Origin of the sequence: Microbacterium profundi, assembly GCF_000763375.1 — a bacterium.
GTDB classification, from domain to species: domain Bacteria; phylum Actinomycetota; class Actinomycetes; order Actinomycetales; family Microbacteriaceae; genus Microbacterium; species Microbacterium profundi.
Window position 1 is genome coordinate 1,001,782 of the sequence record NZ_JPSY01000001.1, and the last position, 19,556, is coordinate 1,021,337.

Here is a 19,556-nt window from a genome sequence, read left to right on the forward strand (position 1 = left end):
CAGTGGTCGAGTCTAGCCGGTTTCATTGTCTCGTCCCCACCTGGGGGACCGCTGGATGATCCACCAGCGTGTCCAATGCGAGCGCGAGTCCGCCGACTTCGACGTCTGCGGTGACTTCACCCGCAGCATCCTTGACCTCGTCGACCGCCTGCCCCATCGCCACGGCACGACCGCCGATGCCGAGCGCCCAACTGAACATGCCGAGGTCGTTGCGGCCATCCCCGGCGACGAACACATTGGGGCCGCGCATGCCGAGTTCGGCATACACACGCTCCAACGCCGTGCCTTTGTCGACTCCCTGCGGGGCGATGTCGAGCCACGCGGTCCAGCCGATCGCGTACGAGACCTCGTTGAGTCCGGCATCCGCTACCAGACGATGGAAGTCGTCCTCGCTGTGCCCCGGCGAGACCACGACCACACGCGACACCGGCTCGGCGCCGAGCTCATCCAGCTCGACCATGCGGCCGCCGTTGAGCGTCCAATCGTCGAGCTCACCCGTGAACAGGCGCTGCCCGGTCGCGAGTTCGACCATGTAGTGCGCCTCCGGCAGTCGCTCGGTGAGCAGCGCGAGAACCGCAGTCGGGTCGAACGTCTCGACGTGCCAGCGTTCCCATGCTTCGCCGACGCGGCGCATCGTCACGGCGCCATTCGAGCACACGACGAACTCCGGGGTGATCTCGAGCGCGTCGAGCCAGCGCTCCGTGGCCATCCAGCTTCGCCCTGTCGCGATCGTCACGAAGTGACCGGCATCGCGCACGCGCGCGACTGCCTCCGGCACGCCGGGGCTCATCGTCTCGTCCTGCAGGATGATCGTTCCGTCGACGTCGAGGCCGACGAGCCAGGCAGCCGTCACTTCGCCGCCTGCCGAAGTGTCCCCTGCGCATCCCGAAGCGTCGGCTCCAGAACTTCCACCCCGCCGAGGTACGGCCGCAGGGCCTCTGGCACGATCACCGAGCCGTCCGGCTGCTGATGCGTCTCGAGCAGCGCGACGATCCAGCGGGTCGTCGCGAGTGTTCCATTGAGAGTCGCAACGTGCTGTGTCTTCGCCGTGGCCCCGTCCTCCGCCGCGCTCCCTGAGCCTGTCGAAGGGCGGTGCCGCACGTCGAGGCGACGCGCCTGGAACGTCGTGCAGTTGGACGTCGAGGTGAGCTCCCGGAACGCGTCCTGCGTCGGAACCCACGCCTCGATGTCGTACTTGCGCGCGGCGCTGGAGCCGAGGTCGCCCGCAGCGACGTCGATCACCCGGTACGAGAGTCCGAGAGCGGTGAGCATCTCCTCCTGAAGCGCGACGAGGCGCAGGTGCTCCGCCTCAGCGTCGTCCTGCGTGGTGTAGACGAACATCTCGAGCTTGTTGAACTGGTGCACCCGGATGATGCCGCGGGTGTCCTTGCCGTAGGAGCCGGCCTCGCGGCGGTAGCAGGTCGACCACCCTGCGTAGCGCAGTGCGCCACCGGAGAGGTCGACGATCTCGTCCTTGTGGTACCCGGCGAGCGCGACCTCGCTGGTGCCGACCAGGTACAGGTCGTCGTCCTTGTCGAGGTGGTAGACCTCGTCAGCGTGCTCGCCGAGGAACCCGGTGCCCTGCATGATCTCCGGACGCACCAGCGTCGGGGTGATCATCGGCACGAAGTCGTTCTGCAGCGCCTTGTCGAGCGCCATGTTCATCAGCGCGATCTCGAGCCGCGCTCCGATGCCGCGGAGGAAGTAGAAGCGCGAACCGGACACCTTGACGCCGCGCTCCATGTCGATCGCGCCGAGCAGTTCGCCGATCTCGAGGTGGTCGCGCGGGCCGTTCGGGAACGATGCCGGATCGAAGGTGGGTGCCTCTCCGACGCGGCGCAACTCGACGAAGTCCGCTTCCCCGCCTGCCGGCACGCCGTCGATCACGACGTTCTCGATGAAGGCGAGAGCGGATGCCGCGGCATCCGCCGCCTCGTTCGCCGTCTGCTGCGCCTGCTTCACGCGTTCGGCGAGCTCCTTCACCTGCGCGACGAGGGCGGCCTTCTCCTCCTTGGGAGCCCTCGCGACCTGCTTGCCGAAGGCGTTCTGCTCCGCACGCAGATCCTCGAACGCGCTCAGCGCTGCCCGACGCGATCGGTCGGCCTCGATCGCCGCATCGACGGTGGCGGCGTCGTGGCCGCGCGCGATCTGCGAGCGGCGGACGAGGTCGGGCTGGTCGCGGAGAAGGGCGAGGTCGATCATTCATCAAGTCTACCGGGGGTGCATGCCGGCGCTGAGGCGGGGACGTAGAGTGAACGGCATGCCGAAGAGCGCCTCCCCACAGAGCCGGGCCGCCCTCGTCTACAACCCCATCAAGGTCGACGAGAAGCGCCTGCGCTCCGCTGTGCGCGAGCTGTCGAAGGACGCGGGGTGGGCCGCGCCGTTCTTCTACCAGACGACGATCGAGGATGCCGGGCAGGAGGCCGCACGCGCCGCCATCACCGATGGCGCTGATGTCGTGCTCGTCGCCGGCGGTGACGGCACCGTGCGGGCGGTCGCCGAGGCGATGGCAAGCACCGGGATCCCCCTGGCGATCATCCCCAGCGGCACGGGCAACCTGCTCGCACGCAACCTCGGACTCCCCCTCGCCGTCCCTGAGGCGATGATCCGTGCCGCTCTCGGCGAGTACCGGTATCCGATCGACATCGGCTGGGCCGCTCTCACCCGCGAGAGCGGCGAGACGACCGAGCACGCTTTCGTCGTGCTCGCCGGCATCGGCCTGGACGCCGACATGATCGCCAACACGCGTCCCGACCTGAAGAAGTCCGTCGGCTGGGTGGCGTACGTCGACGGGGCCGCGCGATCACTCCCGAACGCGAAGCCGTTCCGGATCGTCTATCAGATGGACGAGTCGCGACTGCATTCGACCAAGGTGCACAGCGTGCTCTTCGCGAACTGCGGCACGTTGCCCGCCAGGATCGCCCTTATCCCGTCGGCGTCGATCACCGACGGCGAGATGGATGTCGCGATCATCCAGCCGACCGGCCCCTTCGGATGGCTCGGGGTGTGGCGAAAGATCTGGTGGGACAACTCGGTGCTGCGCAGGTTCCGCGCCGGGCGCCTGGTGCTGCAACGCCGCGGCAGGGACGCGTCGGTGCGCTACCTGCGCGGCAAGGTCGCCGAAGCCGCCGCCACGCAGCCGATACCGATCGAACTCGACGGCGACGAGTTCGGCGAGGCCGTGCGGATCCGCTGCCGCATCGCCCCCGGCGCTCTGCTGCTGGCGCTGCCCGAGGGGCATCCCGTCGATTCTCTCTGAGCGCGCGGCGAGCTGCCTCAGCCCTTGATCACCGAGACGGTGCCGTCGAGATTGCCGCCGACGAGCGTCAGGACGAACTCGCCATCGTCCTGGTCGTCGTCATCGCTGCCGTCATCGCTGCCGTCATCGCTGCCGTCATCACTGCCGTCATCACTGCCGAACGCGAGCACGGTGGCTCGCGGCACCATGTCCATCGTGCATACCCCGTCTTCCGTCGTGAACGTGACGGTGGCACCGCCCTGCTGCTCTTCGACGCTCTCGACGATCGGTGGGCAGGTGGATGAGCCCCAGGTGAGCAGCACCGCACCGTCGTCGTCGAACCAGCCGGCGCTCGGTGCGTATTCGGTGGAGCTGCCGGGCGTCCCGGTGAGCGCGGAGTTGCCGTCGAGATCGACATCGTCGGTGACGTCGCCGACCGTGACGACGAACTCGATGTCCTTGGTCGGATCGACGCCCTCAGGCATGCCGCCGACGCTCGCACGCGGTGCGAGATCGGCCGTGCACGCCTGCTCCGCACCGTCCGAGCTGGGCGGGTCGACCAGAGAGACGGTGACCTTCTGCCCGTCGGCGGTGACCTCATCCACGATCGGAACGCACGTCGACGACCCCCACGTGACGATGGCGAACATCCGGCCGTCGTCGAGCCAGGCCGCCTCGATGTCGTCCTCGGCCGGCGGCGCGGTCGCACTGCCCGAGTCATCCGGCGTCGCGCTGCTGGTCGGCGTCGATGAGCCGGGCGATGTCGCACAGCCGGTGACGAGCAACGCCGCGGCGAACAGAGTCGATGCAGCAAGGACGAGACGCGATGGCGTGGTCATGCCATCAGAGTAGCCGTCGCTCGCCGCTGTGTCAGCGTCGAGACGTCGGGGAATGCGACAGGCTCACTGCAGCGCGGAGGTGAGCCTGGCGAGGTTGTCGAGCACGGTGGAGCGCAGAGGCTGCTGCAGCCACTCCTCCAGGGTGAGTTCGCGGCTCAGCGCACGGTACTGGTCTTCGACAGCCCGCATCTCGGCGACGAACTCCTCGCCTCGCACCAGCATCGAGATCTCGAGATTCAGGCCGAAGGAGCGCATGTCCATGTTGCTCGAGCCGATGACGGCCACCTCATCGTCGATCGTGAGGCTCTTCGTGTGCAGGATGTACGGCCTGCGGTACATCCAGATGCGCACGCCCGCGCGCAGCAGCGCCTCGTAGTAGCTGCGCTGCGCGTGGTAGACCACCGCCTGGTCGCCCTCCTCGGACACGAACAGCTCGACCGCGACGCCGCGGTCGCATGCGGCGTTCACTGCGAGCAGCAGTGCCTCATCCGGAACGAAGTACGGACTCACGATCATGATCTTCTCGCGCGCCGCGTAGAGCAGCGCGAGGAAGAGTCGCAGGTTGTTCTCGACCTCGTAACCGGGTCCGGAGGGGACGATCTGGCAGTCCAGGTCTCCACTGCCGATCTCGGCCCGCGTGATGTCGATCTCGGCGAGCACCTCGTCGGTCTCGCTGTACCAGTCGCTGAGGAATATCGCGTTGATGCTGAGCACGATCGGTCCGTCCACACGCACCATCAGGTCGACCCAGTGCAGTCCGCGCTTGATGTTCTTGGGCAGGTTGTACGTGGAGTCCGTGACGTTCTGCGATCCGACGAAGGCGAGCGTGCCGTCGACGACGAGTAGCTTGCGGTGGTTGCGCAGATCGGGGCGCTGCATCCGGCCCTTGAGCGGCTGCATCGGCAGCATCAGCTGCCAGTCGGCGCCCATCGCGTCGAGTCGCTTGATGGTGTCGCGATAGCGGGGCTTCCAGCGGTTCGCCCAGTGGTCGAGCAGCACCCGCACGGTGACACCGCGCGCCGCGACCTCTTCGAGAGCGCGGAAGAAGTTGTCGGTCGCGTCATCCGACTGCAGAATGTAGAACTCCACGTGCACGTAGTCGTCCGCGGTGCGGATCGCCTCCGCCATCTCATCCAGTGAGCTCTGGTAGTCGCTGATCAGATGAGCGCCGTTGTCTCCGGAGATCGGCAGTGCGCCGAGCTTCTGGTTCATCGTCACGATGGGCGGGAACCATTCCGGGGCATTCGGGCGGAGCGTGCCGAAATGCAACTGGTGGCTCGTCTCATCGATGTAGGCGTTGATCTGATCCTGTTTGCGTCGTCGCGCTCGAGGCAGACGCGGATTGCCGATGACGAGGAAGAGGATCACCCCGATGTAGGGGATGAAGAACACGGCGAGCAGCCACGCCATCGCAGCGGTCGGACGGCGGTTGCGCGGAATGATGATGACCGCCGTGACGCGGATCACGGTGTCGATCACGATCGCGATGCCGAGAACCCACCACGGCCATTGCTCCATGCGACTCACCCCCGACATCCACCGCGCGTGCTCGCCGAATGCGGCGCCAGCCTCAGCGTAGCCGGTGCGGACGACAGCGCTCGGCAGGTGCGATCGCAGGGATCAGGAGGCGCGAGGCGGGAGGCCGCGCGCTGCGCGCTCCTGCGCCTCGATCCGCGCGTGCGTTTTGCGCTCGGTCCGGTCGGAGCGGACGATCCCGCGTATCACGATGTAGAAGACCACGCTGACTCCGATCGTCGGCAGGAGCGACCACGCTGCGGCGACCCAGAAGCTGTCCATGCCTCCATCGTACGCCGTCGCCACGCTCCCTCGACTCGTCCTCCACATCGGGGAACCGTTGATCCACCCTGTGCACAGCCGTTCGCACGCCTCCTGATCGGCCAGACTCACGGCATGAACACAGTCCTCCGCGCCACAGATTCCGCCGAGTTCCTCGGCCTCGTCCCGTCCCTCGCCGGGTTCACACCACGGCGGAGCATCGTGCTGCTGCCTTTCCAGCGCTCCCGCGCACACGGCGCGATGCGCATCGACCTGCCGCGAGACGGCGTCGACCTCGACGAGTACGTCGACACCGCGATCGGTCTGGTCTCGCAGGTCAGAGGGACGGATGCCGTCGCCGTCGTCGTGTACACCGACGAGGCGCCGCAGCATACGCCTGATGGGATCGTGCTGCCGTCGAGCATCGTCGTCGACGAACTCCTCGGCCTCAGCGAAGACCTCGGCATGCACATCGTCGACGCCCTCTGCGTCACCCCCGAAGGGTGGGCGAGCTACCTGCACGATGAGCCGACCCTGCATCCGATCGCCGATATTCCGGCACCCGTGTCGATTCCGGGGCTGGCCGATGTGGCGGGCGACCAGGATTCCGGCACGGCGCTGCCGGTCGTCGATCTCGCGGAGAAGGAGCGGGTCGGCCGTGCACTGCTCGAGATCTCCGATCTGCTCGCTCATGAACATCTGGGGCTCTCCGACCGCGCACGCACGAACCCGCAGGCGATCGCCGCATCCGTGGTGCTCGAAGATCTGCCGCGCTTCTTCGAAGACCTGCTCGACTCGCCGGAGAATCTGCCGCCGTTCGCCACGGCCGCACTGCTGTGGTGCATGCAGCGGCCACGGTATCGCGATGTGGCACTGCTGCAATGGGCGACCGACCTGCGCACCGGGAAACGGGCACTGACCGCACAGCTCGCCTACGCCGCGGGCGGAACGACAGTACCCGACCATCTGGGCGAGATCTTTCTCGGGCGCGGTCCTCGCCCCGACGTCGATCGGCTCAGGGTCGCGTTGACGATCGCACGAGGCGCCGCCGCCCGCGCGCCCCGCGCATCGCGGCCGGCGCCGCTCACGGCCGCAGCCTGGCTGTCCTGGGCGCTCGGCCGTTCCTCGCACGCCGCCCACTATCTGCGGCTCGTGAGCGAGATCGATCCCGAATACTCGCTCGCCTGCCTCATCGGCAGCATGATCAATGCGGCACTGCTTCCGCAGTGGTCATTCCACCGCGGCGAGGCGGTCGAGAGGTGAGTGCTACTTGACCAGCGGGAAGAGGATCGTCTCGCGGATGCCGAGCCCGGTGATCGCCATCAGCAGACGGTCGATGCCCATGCCCATGCCGCCCGACGGCGGCATGCCGTGCTCGAGCGCTCGCAGGAACTCCTCATCGACGCGCATCGCCTCGACGTCGCCGGATGCTGCGAGCTTCGCCTGTTCGACGAAACGCTCGCGCTGAATGACGGGATCCACGAGCTCGGAGTATCCGGTCGCCAGCTCGAACCCGCGGATGTACAGGTCCCACTTCTCCACGACACCCGCGATCGAGCGGTGCTCGCGCACCAGCGGCGAGGTGTCGACGGGGAAGTCCATCACGAACGTCGGACGCACGAGGTCGCCCTTGACGAAGTGCTCCCACAGCTCCTCGATGAGTTTGCCGTGGATGGCGTGCGACGGAACGTCCACGCCGTTCGCCTCGGCGAAGGCGATGAGATCCTCGACCACATCGTCCGGGGTGAACGTGCGTCCTGCCGCCTCGGAAAGCGACTCGTACATCGAGACGCGATCCCATTCGCCGCCGAGGTCGTACTCGGTGCCGTCGGCCCAGGTGACAGTGGTGGAGCCCGAGACGGCGATCGCCGCCTGCTGCACGAGCTCCTGTGTCAGCTCGGCCATCTGGTTGTAGTCGCCGTATGCCTGGTAGGCCTCCAGCATCGCGAACTCGGGGCTGTGCGTCGAGTCGGCCCCCTCGTTGCGGAAGTTGCGGTTGATCTCGTAGACGCGTTCGATACCGCCGACCACGGCGCGCTTGAGGTAGAGCTCCGGCGCGATGCGCAGGTACAGCTCGGTGTCGAAGGCGTTGGAGTGCGTGATGAACGGACGGGCGGATGCGCCGCCGTGCTGCACCTGAAGCATGGGCGTCTCGACCTCGAGATAGTCATGTATGCCGAAGGTCGCACGCAGGCTCGCGTTGACGGCTGCGCGGGCTCGCACCGTGGTGCGTGCCTGCTCGCGCACGATGAGGTCGAGGTAGCGGCTGCGCACTCGCCCCTCTTCGCTGAGTTCGGAGTATGCGTTCGGCAGCGGGAGGATCGCCTTCGATGCGATCGCCCAGTCATCAGCCATGATCGACAGCTCGCCGCGGCGGCTGGAGATCACCTGGCCGTGCACGAAGACGTGGTCGCCGAGGTCGACGAACTCCTTCCACCGCGCCAGCGAATCCTCGCCCACCTCGGCGAGTGAGATCATCGCCTGGATGCGCGAGCCGTCTCCGGCCTGCAGCGTGGCGAAGCAGAGCTTGCCGGTGTTGCGGCTGAACACGACGCGACCCGCGACGCCGACGACGACGCCGGTCTCGGCCCCCGCTTCGAGTTCGCCGTACTCGGCGCGCAGCGCCGGGATCGTGTGGGTCACCGGAACGGCGACGGGGAACGCGCCCCCCGCGGCATCCGCTCGCTGCTCGATCAGACGCTCGCGCTTGGCGAGGCGCACGGCCTTCTGCTCGTGGACGTCCTCCTCACCGGAGCCGTCGTCGGAAGAGGTTGCAGGCGCGTCAGGCGCGGTGGTCATAAGAGCTCCTTGAAAGTCCCGCTCAGTTTACCGGTCGGCCCTGCGCGCCCCCGCCGGGCTCGAGGCGGGCCCGGCCCGGGGAAACCCAGACCATCTGGCGTGGCGCTGGCGTGTGGGCGCCCGACATGCCGTAGACACGCCGACTCGTCTCCGTTTTCCGATGGCCGCTGCCGACGGTCGCTGAGGCGCTGCGCCGTCAGATGATAGGCGGATCGGATGCTTCGCGCAGAGCCCGCTCGACGGTCGACTGCACGAGCGCCGAGAGGTAGCCGCCCGGGTTCTCCACCCCGATGCCGCGAAGCAGCGAGGTCGACTGCCCGATGATCGCCCTGGAGAACTCGGATGCCGTCGCGATCGCCTCCGCGTAGGCGACGCGGTCGTCTTCACCGATGACGATCGGCTCGCAGCCGAGTTCGACCGCGAGCGCCTGTGCGATCGGCAGCACGGCCGCAGGCGCGGTGACCGCCGCGAACGCCGCATGCAGCTGACGCAGGTCGATCGATGTGCCCGTGAACGTGATCGCCGGGTGCACGGCCAGCGGGATCGCGCCCGCACGCTGCGCAGGCTCCAGCACGCTGATGCCGTAGGCGGGATCCGTGTGCAGCACGAGTTGCCCCGGCTGCCATGCGCCCAGCTCGGCCAGGCCGCTGACGAGCCCCGGCAGCTCGGCGTGCGGCACCGTCAGGATCACCAGCTCGCTGCGGCGCAGCACCTCGGCGGCATCGAGCACTGGCACATCGGGCAGCACACCGGCGACCCGATCGTCATCGGAGCCGCTCGTGATGCCCGTGATCGCGTGGCCTGCCCCCGCGAGGGCTGCGCCGATCACCGGTCCGACTCGTCCGGCGCCGATGATCCCGACGCCGAGTCGTCCGTCACGGTTCATGCAGACCACTCGTGAGCGGCATCCTGAGCCCAGCGATGACTGTGATCCCGGCCCGCTGCCGCCGCTGCGCGGCGGGAGATGTCATCGACGGCCGCTGTCAGCTCGACACTCTCGATACCGACCACATCGCCGAGGACGGGACCGGTGACGCTGTGAGCCTTGAGGATCGCCACGCGCTGCGCGCGATCGATCGGTCCCTGCGCAGCCGATACACCCTGCAGCCGAGCCAACGGGAACACCGCGAGCTTGCGCCAGAAGTTGCCGCGCCTCATGATGACGGCGAAGTCGGTGACGGCGAAGCCGTGGCGCTTCCATGAGAACGGTCGGCGCCACCAGCCGCGCTTCTGCAGCACCTGATACGGATCGCCCGCCTGGGGGCCGAGGATGCCGTGCTCCCAGACGAGAGGACGATCCTCCACTGGCATGTCAGGCAGGACAAGCGCGAGCACGCGCTCGACGTCGGCGCGCGTGCCGACCGGCAGCACGACGTTGAATTGCTGCGCCGTGCTGGACTGCTGCTGGGATGCGCTCTTGCCGCTCATCCGGTTGATCTTGATGGTCCACCAGCCGAACGGGCGCCACAGGATCGACTGCGTCACCTCGACCGCGAAGATGCGCCCTGGCGGGATCGTCTCGGTGACGGTCGTGAACAGGCCGAACGTGATGCGCACGCCGTCGGGCGTGGGCGCGATCGAATATCGCAGCGACTTGGAGATCTGCGCCCAGGTGATGGCGACCGCGGCGATGATGAACGGTATGCCGACCCCGAGGCCCGCCCCCAGCAGGACGAACCTGCCGTCGCCGTCCTCGTTCGCCAGAGCGATGGGCAGCATCGTGGCGATGAACACGGCGAACACCACCAGGAAGAACACGAGCCACAGCACGCCAGCGAGAACCTGCGATCCGATCAAGCGCCCGGTCGGGATCTTGACGACGCTCTCGGGGACGACATCGCCCAGGTCGACTCCGCCGATGAGGTCGTTCACTCCCCCGTTCATCGAGCCGATCAACTGCGAGCGGATCGTCGCGGCACCTGCCGAACCCGGGTTCTGCACCGACCGGCCCTGTTGTCTGGCCTCACGTGCCGCGCGCGCACCGGATGCGAGGTGGAGGATGTCTGATCGCACCGTCTCGGCCTTGGTCGTCGAGAGGTACTCCAGCGGCACGTTCGCGTCGGTGCCTGCACCGACGACCTCCAACTTGGCCATCCCGATCAGGCGAGCTGGGAAGGGCCGTGTGAGGTTGACGCCCTGCACCCGATCCAGCGGTGCGCGCCGCTGCGAGCGGAAGATGATGCCCTTTCGCACTTCGACGTGCTCGTCGGAGATGCGGAACTCCTGGAAGCGCCAGACCATCCAGAACAGTGCGATCAGCACGATCAGCACGCCGAGGATGACGAGAAGCGCAATCAGGATGAGGTTGTTCTCGAGCACCCAGTCCACCGGATCGCCGCCGGCGTAGTCGCCGACGTTCGCTTCTTCCGGCGCGAACAGTCCGATGCCCCAGTAGATGATGCGGTCGCGGAAGTTGTTCAACACGATGCCGGCGACGATGATGAGCACCAGTCCGCCCTTGAACAGCGGGGTCAGCGGATGCAGGCGGTGCCATTCGGCGTCTGCGAGCGATTCACGGCCCGCCGGGGCGGGAGGCACGGGAGGCAGCGGTGGCAGCGCCCCGGACGGATCCGGAGACTGAGGCGTGCTCACAGCCCGGTCCGCCGGGTTTCTGCGACGTCGATGAGCGTGTCGCGCAGTGCTTCCGCCGCCGCCTGGGTGAGACCCGGGATCTGTACCCCCGTCGTCGCGGCGGCCGTGACCATCTTCAGCTGGGAGACGCCGAAGGCTCGATCCAACGGCCCGTGTGTGATGTCGACGAGCTGCATGCGCCCGTAGGGCACGGCGATGATCCGCTGCCAGAGGATGCCCTTGCGGAACACGATGTCATCGGCGCGCAGCATGAAACCGATCGCTCTGGCCTGACGCGGGAGGATCACGAGCGTGATGAGGGTGATGAGGATGACGAAACCGGCGGGGATCCAGACCCAGCTCTGACGGAAGGCGAGGCCGACGATGAGCGCCACGGCGATGACGACCGCGAGGAGGATGCCGTTCTGCAGGAACTGCGACACGACGTAGCGCGGCGAGATCTGGTGCCACTTGCCGTCGAGATCGATGCGCCCTGCGCCGCGCGGCTCGCGGAGCTTGTCGTACGTTCCCTCGTCGAGGACCGGGGGCGTGGCGATGGGACCGGCGGCCACCGCGGGCGCAGACAGTGCCGCTGTCTGAGGTACAGGAGGACTCACCTGCGGCGCAGCGGGCGCTGGATTCTGCGGTGCCGACGCCGGCACGGGAGGCGCTGGTGGCGCTGGCGGGATGTTCGGCTCCTGCGACGGCCGAACCGGTGATGACGTCGGATGCGGCTGCGTCGAGGGCAGTGTCGGCTCAGCGCCCGGCGTCGGCTCCGGTGGAGGGGTCGTCTGGCTGTCGGTCATCAGGATCCTTCGGCAGTGTGCAGAACTGTTCGGCCACGAGCGCAGCCACCACGAGAACGAGCGAACTCGCCACGAGTGCGGCCATCGCCACAATCGACCCTACCTGGGGATCAACCGGACGCGACAGCAGGAAGATCAGCAGTCCGGCGCCGAAGCCCGACATGATCGCGCCGAGCAGGCTCGACGCCCGCGCGAGGGTCGCGGCGCGCAGTGCGCGGAACGGATCGATGCGCCCCTGAGACGTGCCGCGCACGCTGCGGCGAACCGGCCAGGCGATGGCGAGAACCGCTGCGGCGAGCAGCAGCAGCAGAACGGGCAGGAATCCCGAGGGTGCGAATGTCGCCCTCCCCGACACTGTCAGCAGATGGTCGATGAGGTAGCCGACGCCACCGCCGACCACTGCCAGGAGGATGAGGATCGGCGCCGAGGTGCGCTTCATCCGCGCCCCGAATCGTCGGTCGAATCGTCGGTCGTGTCATCGACGGCGACTTCGTCCGTGTCATCGACGGCGACTTCGCCCGCAGCATCCGCCCGCAGGCCAGCCGCGAGGTCGGCGATACGGCCCCGCCCGGGGATCTCGCCGTCCGGGTCGACGCTGAGCCACGGATCGAGCACGAACAGTCGTTCCGCAGCGCGCGGGTGGGGCAACAGCAATCGCGGGTCATCCGAGACGATGTCGCCGTAGGTGATCAGATCGAGATCGAGCGTTCGATCGCCCCAGCGCTCGCGGCGTTCGCGCCCGTGCTCCTCTTCGATCGCATGCAGCATGCCCATCAGCACCTCGGGCGCGAGGCGGGTGGAGACGATCGCGACAGCGTTGACGTAGACGGGTGCGTCGGGATCGGGGCCGTCCAGCCGCACCGCGACGGTCTCGTGGAGTTCGGACAGCCGCACTTCATCCACGAGCGGGAGCCTCGAGATCCGCTCCACCGCGCGGCGGATGGTCTCACGACGGTCGCCCAGGTTCGCACCGAGCGCGACGACGGCGTTCGCCGCGTCACGGCCGGGGCGCGGGTCCGGACGGGCAGGCGGCGGCTTGCGGATCACTGCGACGCTCCCTGGCGCGAGCGGGTGATGGTGACCGACACATCCGAGAAGGTCAGCTCGATGGGCGCGTGCGGCTTGTGCACCGTGACGATGACCTGCTGCACCCTCGGATCTGCGAGAACGACGTCGGCGATGCGCTGAGCGAGTGTCTCGATGAGATTGACCGGCTCACCTGCCACCACCGCGGCGACCTGCTCTGCCAGCTCTCCGTAGTGGACCGTGTCGACCACGTCATCGGATGCCGCGGCATCCGCCAATTCGAGACGCAGGCGCAGATCGATCGTGAACTCCTGACCGTTCTCACGCTCGTGCGCGAAGACGCCGTGGCGTCCGAAGACGGTGAGTCCGGTGAGCCGGATCTCGTCGAAGTTCTGCATGGTCAACCTTCCCAGGCCTCTGCGATCGCGAGGGCATCGCGAGTCGCCGCGACGTCGTGCACACGCACCGCCCACACGCCGTGGCGAACGGCGAGCGCGCTGGTCACGGCCGTGGCGAGGTCCTTGCGCGCTTCGTCGACCTCGACGTCCGCTTCGCGATCCGGTCCCTGAGCCTGTCGAAGGGATTCGGTCAGAAATCGCTTGCGCGACGTACCGATCAGCACACGATGGCCGAGAGCGGTGATGTCGTCGAGTCCGCGCAGCACGTCCCAGTTCTGGGCGCCCGCCTTGGCGAACCCGATGCCGGGATCGACGATCAGACGTGCGGGCGCGATGCCCGCCGCCGCTGCTTCGCCGACGCGCTCGCGCAGTTCGCCGGCGACCTCACGAGATGCCCGGTGATACTCGGCCTTCGCATACATGTCATCGGACGGGCCCCGCCAGTGCCCGATCGCGAGATCCGCGCTGGACTCGGCGACGGCGCTGAACATCTCGGGGTCGGCGAGTCCGCCCGACACGTCGTTCACGATCCGCGCGCCCGCTCGCACGGCAGCAGCCGCCGTCGACGCGTTGAGCGTGTCGATGCTCACCGGGATGCCGCGAGCGGCGAACTCCTCGATCACCGGGAGCACGCGCTGCTGCTCCACCGCCGCGTCGACGCGTTCGGCACCCGGCCTGGTCGACTCGCCGCCGACGTCGAGCACGCTCGCACCGGCATCGCGCATCGCGAGCCCGTGGGCGATCGCGCGTTCCGGGTCGATGTAGCGGCCGCCGTCGCTGAACGAATCGGGTGTGACGTTGACGATGCCCCAGATGCCGGTCATCGTCCGCCCTCGAACCCCGCGGTCGACGTGCCGCCGATCAGCGCGATGATCTCCTGTCGCGCGACGGGCTCGCTGTACTCTCCGCGTGCCGCGATCGTGAGCGTGGAAGCTTCGCTCTGACGCCCACCGCGCATCGTGACGCAGCCGTGCGACGCGTCGAGCACGACGAGAACGCCGCGCGTGTCGAGGTTTTCCGCGATCGTGTCTGCGATCTGCTCCCCGAGGCGCTCCTGCACCTGCGGGCGGGCGGCGAGGATCTCGACCACTCGCACCAGCGCACCCAGTCCGACGACCTGCTCGCCCGGCAGGTACGCGATGTGCGCGTGCCCCGCGAACGGCAGCAGATGATGCTCGCAGACCGAGCGGAAGCGGATGTCGCGCAGCAGTACCGCGCCGGACGGCAGGGTCTCGGGGGCCGGGCCTCGGGCGACGCTGATCGTGCGGGCGAGAGGCGCCGCAGCATCCTCACCGACGCCGGCGAAGAACTCTGCATACAGCTCTGCCATGCGCGCCGGCGTCTGTCTGAGCCCTGGGCGCTCCGGGTCCTCGCCGATCGCCTCGAGGAGCTCTCGGGTCAGCCGTTCGACACGCGCCGGGTCGACGGCCACGATCAGGCCGTCGCCGGCCGGGCCTGCCCGGATGCGGGCGCGTTGCCGACCTGGCTGCGCGATGCCGTGGCATCCGCCGAGCCGTCCACCGAGGCTGCGGCATCCACCGGGATCACACGAGTGGGCACATCGATCGGCGGACGATCCGACACCGGGCGCTCGCTGCTGGAGAGCCACAGGGGCCGCTCCGGGAGCTTGCGGATCTCAGTGAAGATCTCCGCGATCCGGTTGTGGTCGAGGGTCTCCTCTTCGAGAAGCGCGAGGGCGAGACGGTCGAGGATGTCACGGTTGTCGCTGATCACCTGGTACGCCTCATCGTGCGCCTGCTCGATGAGGGCGCGCACCTGGCCGTCGACGCGCTCGGCGATCGTCTCCGAATACTCGCGGCCGCGGCCCATATCGCGACCTGCGAAGGGCTCGCCGCCCTCGGACCCGAGCTTGACCGGTCCGAGATCGGTGGTCATGCCGTACTCGATGACCATCTTGCGGGCGATGCTCGTCGCCTTCTCGATGTCATTCGAGGCGCCGGTGGTCGGGTCGTGGAAGACGAGCTCCTCGGCGACGCGACCGCCCATGGCGTAGGTGAGCTGATCCTGCAGTTCGTTGCGCGTGACCGAGTACTTGTCGTCGAGCGGCATCACCATCGTGTAGCCCAGAGCCTTGCCTCGGGGCAGGATCGTGATCTTGGTCACGGGATCGGTGTAGTTCATCGCCGCCGCCGCGAGCGCGTGTCCGCCCTCGTGGTACGCGGTGATGAGCTTCTCGCGGTCCTTCATCACGCGCGTGCGGCGCTGCGGGCCCGCGATGACACGGTCGATGGCCTCATCGAGGGCGCGGTTGTCGACGAGCTGCGCGTTCGAGCGCGCTGTGAGCAGAGCCGCCTCGTTGAGGACGTTCGCCAGGTCGGCGCCGGTGAAGCCGGGAGTCTTGCGGGCGACGACGTCGAGGTCGACGCTCTTCGCGAGCGGCTTGCCCTTGGCATGCACCTGCAGGATGTGCAGGCGGCCCTTGAGGTCGGGGGCGTCGATACCTATCTGCCGATCGAATCGGCCTGGTCGCAGCAGCGCGGGATCGAGGATGTCGGCGCGGTTGGTCGCCGCGATGACGATGACGTTCGCGTTCGGGTCGAAGCCGTCCATCTCGACGAGCATCTGGTTCAACGTCTGCTCGCGCTCATCGTTTCCGCCGCCCATACCGGCGCCACGGTGACGTCCGACCGCGTCGATCTCGTCGATGAAGATGATGGCGGGGGCGTTCTCCTTGGCCTGATTGAACAGGTCGCGCACGCGGGAGGCGCCGACGCCGACGAACATCTCGACGAAGTCCGAGCCGGAGATGGAGTAGAACGGGGCGCCTGCCTCACCGGCGACCGCGCGGGCGAGGAGGGTCTTGCCGGTTCCTGGAGGGCCGTACAGAAGCACGCCCTTCGGGATACGGGCGCCGATCGCCTGGAACTTCGCGGGGTTCTGGAGGAAGTCCTTGATCTCCTCGAGCTCCTCGATGGCTTCATCCGCACCGGCGACATCGGCGAACGTGACCGTCGGCGTCTCCTTGTTGGCGAGTTTGGCCTTCGACTTCCCGAACTGCATGACCTTGCCGCCGCCACCCTGCATCGAAGAGAGCAGCCACCAGAACAGCAGGCCGAGCAGCACGAGCGGAAGAAGAAGGGAGAGGAAGCCGTCGAACCACGTGGCGCGGGGGACGACGTCGTTGAAGCCGTCCTTCGGGTCGGCCGAGGTGACGGCCTCGACGACCTCGTCTGCACGTGCGTCCACATAGTAGAACTGCACGGTCTTGGAGTCTTCGAACGCCTTCGACAGGGTCATGTCGACACGCTGATCACCGTCGGTGTTGGTCACCTCCGTGACCGTCTCGCCGGCCAGCAGGTCGAGGCCCTGCTGGGTGGTGATCGTCTTGGGGGCGCCGAGGTTCGAGATCAGCAGGAACCCGCCGAACAGCAAAACACCGATCAGCGCCACATAAACCAGTGGATTCCGGGTGATCTTCTTCACGTCCATGATCCGTTCAGCGTATCGCGCCGTACTTTACGTTCCGCTGGGATTCGCCCACGGCGTACGCCGCGGTGCCCGCGGGTCGTTGAGCGAGCGCCAGCGAGTCGAAACGTCGCAAGTCAGCTGTAGACGTGCGGCGCGAGCACAGCCACATCGCGCAGGTTGCGGTAACGCTCGTCGAAGTCGAGGCCGTAGCCGACGACGAATTCGGTCGGGATGTCGAAGCCGACGTACTTGCAGTCGATCTCGACCTTGGCGGCGTCCGGCTTGCGCAGGAGCGCCAGCACCTCGATCGACTCGGGGCCGCGGGACTCGAAGTTCTCCAGCAACCAGCTCAGCGTGAGGCCGGAGTCGATGATGTCCTCTACGATCAGCACGTGCTTGCCGTGCAGGTCGGTGTCGAGGTCCTTGCGGATCTGCACCACACCGCTGGACTTCGTGCTGGAACCGTAACTCGAGACCGCCATCCAGTCCATCGGTGCGTGGAACGGCAGCGCTCGCGCGAAATCGGCCATCACCATGATCGCGCCTTTCAGCACGCCGACGAGCAGCAGATCCTTGCCCTCGTAGTCCTTCGCGACCTGCGCGGCGAGCTCAGCGAGCTTCGCTTTGATCTCCTCCTCCGTGACGAGGATTTCGGAAAGGTCGTCCTGGATCTCAGCCGCGCGCATGCATCGATTTTAGTGACACGATCCTGTGCGCGCGCACTACTGTGAGCGGTGAGGCGAGCGGACGCCGCCGAAGGAAGGAATCTCATGGCTCTTGACGACATCCTCAAGCAGGTGCCGATCGATGACATCGCGGCGAAGCTCAACGTCTCGCCCGACGTCGCGAAGGCCGCGGTCGAGCAGGGCGGCGCAGTGCTGCTCGGTGGGCTGGCGAAGAACGCCGCCAGCGAGGAAGGCTCCGCGGCGATCCAGAACGCACTGCGCAAGCACGAGGGCAGGGCCGGCGTCTCCACCGTGGACGAGGTCGATCAGGCCGACGGCGACAAGATCGTCACGCACGTTCTGGGCGACCAGAAGCAGGAAGTGACGTCGAAGCTGAACTCGTCGGACAAGACCGCCGGCATCGACTTCGGCAAGCTCCTCCCGATCCTCGCGCCGATCATCATGGGTCTGATCGCGAACAAGAACAAGGAGAAGTCGACGACCGCGGACGGCGCGGAATCCGGAGGCGGCATCGGCGACCTCATCGGAGGACTGATCGGCGGCGGCGAAAAGGACGGCTCCGGCGGTGGGATCGGCGATCTGCTCGGCGGGATCCTCGGTGGCGGTTCGTCCTCCGGCGGTGGTGGGATCGGAGATCTGCTGGGCGGGCTGTTCGGCGGGAAGAAGTAGGTTTCGACTCGCTGCGCTCGCTCAACCCGTTTCGTCGCGGTCACTCCGCTCCCTCGCTCAACGGCCCGCAGCGCAGCCCACTGCGGGCCGTTGAGCGGGGCGGCGCGGCAGACCTGCGGGCCGTTGAGCGGGGGCGGTTACAGATCTGCGGGTCGTTGAGCGGGGGCGGGGCGGCAGACCTGCGGGCCGTTGAACGGGGGCGGCGCGGCAGACCTGCGGGTCGTTGAGCGCAGGTGGCGGAGCCGCCGAAGACGAAACGCGTTGAGCGAGCGCAGCGAGTCGAAACGTCCCTAACGCGCGGTGAAGACGATGCGTCCTCCGGCGCGGGCAGCCGCGCAGCCGGGCAGATCGATCGGTCCTTGGCCGGACCAGTCGGTGACGAGACGCGCGACCTCCAACGTCTGGATACGGGTGAGGCTCGCCCCGAACTCGCTGCGCGCGACGAGGCGGATGATGCGATTGCGCAGCGCCGCGGGGTTGGCTGCGAGCGCGGCGACGCTGACGGAGATGCCTGCTTCTGCGTGCTCGACGATGTCTTCGATGGTCTCTTGGATCATCTCGTCGAACGCCTCGGCATCCTCGCGGAGCTGTTCAGCAGTGCGCGCGAGTGCCTTGGCGATACCGGGACCGAGTTCGCTCTCGAGCACGGGAAGCACACGTTCGCGCACGCGGACCCGCGCGAACCGGTCGTCGAGATTGTGTGGGTCTTCCCACGGCACGAGATCGGATGCTGCGCAGAACGCGCGCGTCGTCTCACGCCGCACGCCGAGCATCGGACGAACCCACATCAGCCCTTCGTCGTCGACGCGGTTCGGCGACATCCCCTGCAGGCTCGCCGCGCCGGCGCCGCGCGCCAGCCCCAGCAGAACGGTCTCGGCCTGATCGTCGAGGGTGTGGCCCAGAAGCACGGCGGCAGCACGTTCTCCGTCCGCGATACGACGCAGCGCCGCGTAGCGCGCGTCGCGCGCCGCGGACTCGGGGCCGTCTGCATCGTGGCGCACATCGACGCGTTCGATCGCAGAGCGGATGCCGAGGGCCCCGGCCTTCGCTGCGGCCGCGGCCGCGGCATCCGCTGACCCTTCCTGCAGCCCGTGATCGATCGTCGCGCTGACCACCTGCATCCCGCGTGCGCGCGCTTCGAACGCCGTCGCGGCGACGAGTGCCAGGGAGTCCGCACCGCCGGAGAGCGCGACCACGATGGTCGACCGCTCCGGCAACTCGGCCAGGGCAGTGCGCACGGCGAGGCGGATTTCGGCGATGGCGGGCGACAGTGAAGGCACACGCCAACGGTACGGCACCGCGAATCTCCTACCCGCGGC

20 protein-coding genes are annotated in these 19,556 nt (G+C 67.8%); 3 read left to right on the forward strand and 17 right to left on the reverse strand.

What is annotated here, in order from left to right:
* Positions 1–22 precede the first annotated feature (22 nt).
* Together JF52_RS0104675 and serS are read right to left on the reverse strand one after the other, a co-directional pair.
* Complete coding sequence (locus JF52_RS0104675; RefSeq protein WP_033105230.1) at positions 23–853, reverse strand: HAD family hydrolase; 831 nt, start codon at positions 851–853, stop codon at positions 23–25.
* Positions 850–2,202 (reverse strand): serine--tRNA ligase, encoded by a 1,353-nt coding sequence (gene serS / locus JF52_RS0104680; RefSeq protein WP_033105231.1) that lies wholly within the window; start codon positions 2,200–2,202, stop codon positions 850–852. The genes JF52_RS0104675 and serS overlap by 4 nt, the downstream gene beginning before the upstream one ends.
* Positions 2,203–2,260: 58 nt before the next feature.
* Here serS and JF52_RS0104685 point away from each other — a divergent pair, with 58 nt between their 5' ends.
* Positions 2,261–3,259 carry a diacylglycerol/lipid kinase family protein gene (locus JF52_RS0104685; RefSeq protein ID WP_033105232.1) on the forward strand — a complete coding sequence of 333 codons (999 nt, stop codon included), beginning with the start codon at positions 2,261–2,263 and terminating at the stop codon, positions 3,257–3,259.
* Between the two features lie 17 nt (positions 3,260–3,276).
* Here JF52_RS0104685 and JF52_RS0104690 read toward each other — a convergent pair whose 3' ends face one another.
* The 3 genes from JF52_RS0104690 to JF52_RS17580 all read right to left on the reverse strand — a co-directional run bounded on the left by JF52_RS0104690 (position 3,277) and on the right by JF52_RS17580 (position 5,874).
* Positions 3,277–4,077, reverse strand: coding sequence for a hypothetical protein (locus JF52_RS0104690; protein ID WP_033105233.1), 801 nt, complete (start codon positions 4,075–4,077; stop codon positions 3,277–3,279).
* Positions 4,078–4,140: 63 nt separating this feature from the next.
* The gene (gene cls / locus JF52_RS0104695) at positions 4,141–5,595 is read right to left on the reverse strand and encodes a cardiolipin synthase (RefSeq protein WP_033105234.1); all 1,455 of its coding nucleotides are present in this window, start codon (positions 5,593–5,595) and stop codon (positions 4,141–4,143) included.
* A 102-nt stretch (positions 5,596–5,697) separates the two neighbouring features.
* The gene (locus JF52_RS17580) at positions 5,698–5,874 is read right to left on the reverse strand and encodes a hypothetical protein (RefSeq protein ID WP_200880944.1); all 177 of its coding nucleotides are present in this window, start codon (positions 5,872–5,874) and stop codon (positions 5,698–5,700) included.
* 114 nt (positions 5,875–5,988) lie between these two features.
* On the opposite strand from JF52_RS17580, the gene JF52_RS0104700 reads away from it, so the two are divergent.
* Complete coding sequence (locus tag JF52_RS0104700) at positions 5,989–7,116, forward strand: DUF4192 family protein (RefSeq protein WP_033105235.1); 1,128 nt, start codon at positions 5,989–5,991, stop codon at positions 7,114–7,116.
* Between the two features lie 3 nt (positions 7,117–7,119).
* On the opposite strand, the gene lysS is transcribed toward JF52_RS0104700, so the two are convergent.
* The 11 genes from lysS to hpt all read right to left on the reverse strand — a co-directional run bounded on the left by lysS (position 7,120) and on the right by hpt (position 17,568).
* Positions 7,120–8,652, reverse strand: coding sequence for a lysine--tRNA ligase (gene lysS / locus JF52_RS0104705; RefSeq protein ID WP_033105236.1), 1,533 nt, complete (start codon positions 8,650–8,652; stop codon positions 7,120–7,122).
* Positions 8,653–8,848: 196 nt separating this feature from the next.
* Entirely contained in the window at positions 8,849–9,538 is a 690-nt protein-coding gene (locus tag JF52_RS0104710; protein WP_033105237.1) for a DUF2520 domain-containing protein, read from the reverse strand.
* Complete coding sequence (locus JF52_RS0104715) at positions 9,535–11,244, reverse strand: PH domain-containing protein (protein ID WP_033105238.1); 1,710 nt, start codon at positions 11,242–11,244, stop codon at positions 9,535–9,537. Before JF52_RS0104715 ends, JF52_RS0104710 begins: the two co-directional genes overlap by 4 nt.
* Positions 11,241–11,810, reverse strand: a complete 570-nt coding sequence (locus JF52_RS0104720; RefSeq protein WP_052166920.1) for a PH domain-containing protein — start codon at positions 11,808–11,810, stop codon at positions 11,241–11,243. Before JF52_RS0104720 ends, JF52_RS0104715 begins: the two co-directional genes overlap by 4 nt.
* A 169-nt stretch (positions 11,811–11,979) precedes the next feature.
* Entirely contained in the window at positions 11,980–12,468 is a 489-nt protein-coding gene (locus JF52_RS0104725) for a DUF3180 family protein (RefSeq protein WP_033105239.1), read from the reverse strand.
* Positions 12,465–13,076, reverse strand: a complete 612-nt coding sequence (folK, locus tag JF52_RS0104730) for a 2-amino-4-hydroxy-6-hydroxymethyldihydropteridine diphosphokinase (protein ID WP_084595576.1) — start codon at positions 13,074–13,076, stop codon at positions 12,465–12,467. The genes JF52_RS0104725 and folK overlap by 4 nt, the downstream gene beginning before the upstream one ends.
* Positions 13,073–13,453, reverse strand: coding sequence for a dihydroneopterin aldolase (gene folB, locus JF52_RS0104735; RefSeq protein ID WP_033105240.1), 381 nt, complete (start codon positions 13,451–13,453; stop codon positions 13,073–13,075). Before folB ends, folK begins: the two co-directional genes overlap by 4 nt.
* A 2-nt stretch (positions 13,454–13,455) precedes the next feature.
* A complete protein-coding gene (gene folP / locus JF52_RS0104740) occupies positions 13,456–14,277 on the reverse strand; it encodes a dihydropteroate synthase (RefSeq protein ID WP_033105241.1) in 822 nt (273 codons plus the stop codon).
* Positions 14,274–14,885 carry a GTP cyclohydrolase I gene (folE, locus tag JF52_RS0104745; protein WP_033105242.1) on the reverse strand — a complete coding sequence of 204 codons (612 nt, stop codon included), beginning with the start codon at positions 14,883–14,885 and terminating at the stop codon, positions 14,274–14,276. The genes folP and folE overlap by 4 nt, the downstream gene beginning before the upstream one ends.
* 2 nt (positions 14,886–14,887) lie before the next feature.
* A complete protein-coding gene (gene ftsH, locus JF52_RS0104750; RefSeq protein ID WP_033105243.1) occupies positions 14,888–16,903 on the reverse strand; it encodes an ATP-dependent zinc metalloprotease FtsH in 2,016 nt (671 codons plus the stop codon).
* A 113-nt stretch (positions 16,904–17,016) separates the two neighbouring features.
* The gene (hpt, locus tag JF52_RS0104755; protein ID WP_033105244.1) at positions 17,017–17,568 is read right to left on the reverse strand and encodes a hypoxanthine phosphoribosyltransferase; all 552 of its coding nucleotides are present in this window, start codon (positions 17,566–17,568) and stop codon (positions 17,017–17,019) included.
* A gap of 84 nt (positions 17,569–17,652) precedes the next feature.
* Here hpt and JF52_RS0104760 point away from each other — a divergent pair, with 84 nt between their 5' ends.
* Positions 17,653–18,237 (forward strand): DUF937 domain-containing protein, encoded by a 585-nt coding sequence (locus tag JF52_RS0104760; RefSeq protein WP_033105245.1) that lies wholly within the window; start codon positions 17,653–17,655, stop codon positions 18,235–18,237.
* Positions 18,238–18,527: 290 nt separating this feature from the next.
* Here JF52_RS0104760 and tilS read toward each other — a convergent pair whose 3' ends face one another.
* A complete protein-coding gene (gene tilS / locus JF52_RS0104765; RefSeq protein ID WP_033106315.1) occupies positions 18,528–19,517 on the reverse strand; it encodes a tRNA lysidine(34) synthetase TilS in 990 nt (329 codons plus the stop codon).
* Positions 19,518–19,556: the final 39 nt, after the last annotated feature.

Bases quoted from the DNA above. Each gene is read 5' to 3' on its own strand.
- serS (WP_033105231.1), bottom strand. From the start codon at position 2,202: ATGATCGACCTCGCCCTTCTCCGCGACCAGCCCGACCTCGTCCGCCGC.
- JF52_RS0104685 (WP_033105232.1), top strand. From the start codon at position 2,261: ATGCCGAAGAGCGCCTCCCCACAGAGCCGGGCCGCCCTCGTCTACAAC.
- JF52_RS0104690 (WP_033105233.1), bottom strand. From the start codon at position 4,077: ATGACCACGCCATCGCGTCTCGTCCTTGCTGCATCGACTCTGTTCGCC.
- cls (WP_033105234.1), bottom strand. From the start codon at position 5,595: ATGGAGCAATGGCCGTGGTGGGTTCTCGGCATCGCGATCGTGATCGAC.
- JF52_RS17580 (WP_200880944.1), bottom strand. From the start codon at position 5,874: ATGGACAGCTTCTGGGTCGCCGCAGCGTGGTCGCTCCTGCCGACGATC.
- JF52_RS0104700 (WP_033105235.1), top strand. From the start codon at position 5,989: ATGAACACAGTCCTCCGCGCCACAGATTCCGCCGAGTTCCTCGGCCTC.
- lysS (WP_033105236.1), bottom strand. From the start codon at position 8,652: ATGACCACCGCGCCTGACGCGCCTGCAACCTCTTCCGACGACGGCTCC.
- JF52_RS0104710 (WP_033105237.1), bottom strand. From the start codon at position 9,538: ATGAACCGTGACGGACGACTCGGCGTCGGGATCATCGGCGCCGGACGA.
- JF52_RS0104725 (WP_033105239.1), bottom strand. From the start codon at position 12,468: ATGAAGCGCACCTCGGCGCCGATCCTCATCCTCCTGGCAGTGGTCGGC.
- folB (WP_033105240.1), bottom strand. From the start codon at position 13,453: ATGCAGAACTTCGACGAGATCCGGCTCACCGGACTCACCGTCTTCGGA.
- folP (WP_033105241.1), bottom strand. From the start codon at position 14,277: ATGACCGGCATCTGGGGCATCGTCAACGTCACACCCGATTCGTTCAGC.
- ftsH (WP_033105243.1), bottom strand. From the start codon at position 16,903: ATGGACGTGAAGAAGATCACCCGGAATCCACTGGTTTATGTGGCGCTG.
- hpt (WP_033105244.1), bottom strand. From the start codon at position 17,568: ATGCGCGCGGCTGAGATCCAGGACGACCTTTCCGAAATCCTCGTCACG.
- JF52_RS0104760 (WP_033105245.1), top strand. From the start codon at position 17,653: ATGGCTCTTGACGACATCCTCAAGCAGGTGCCGATCGATGACATCGCG.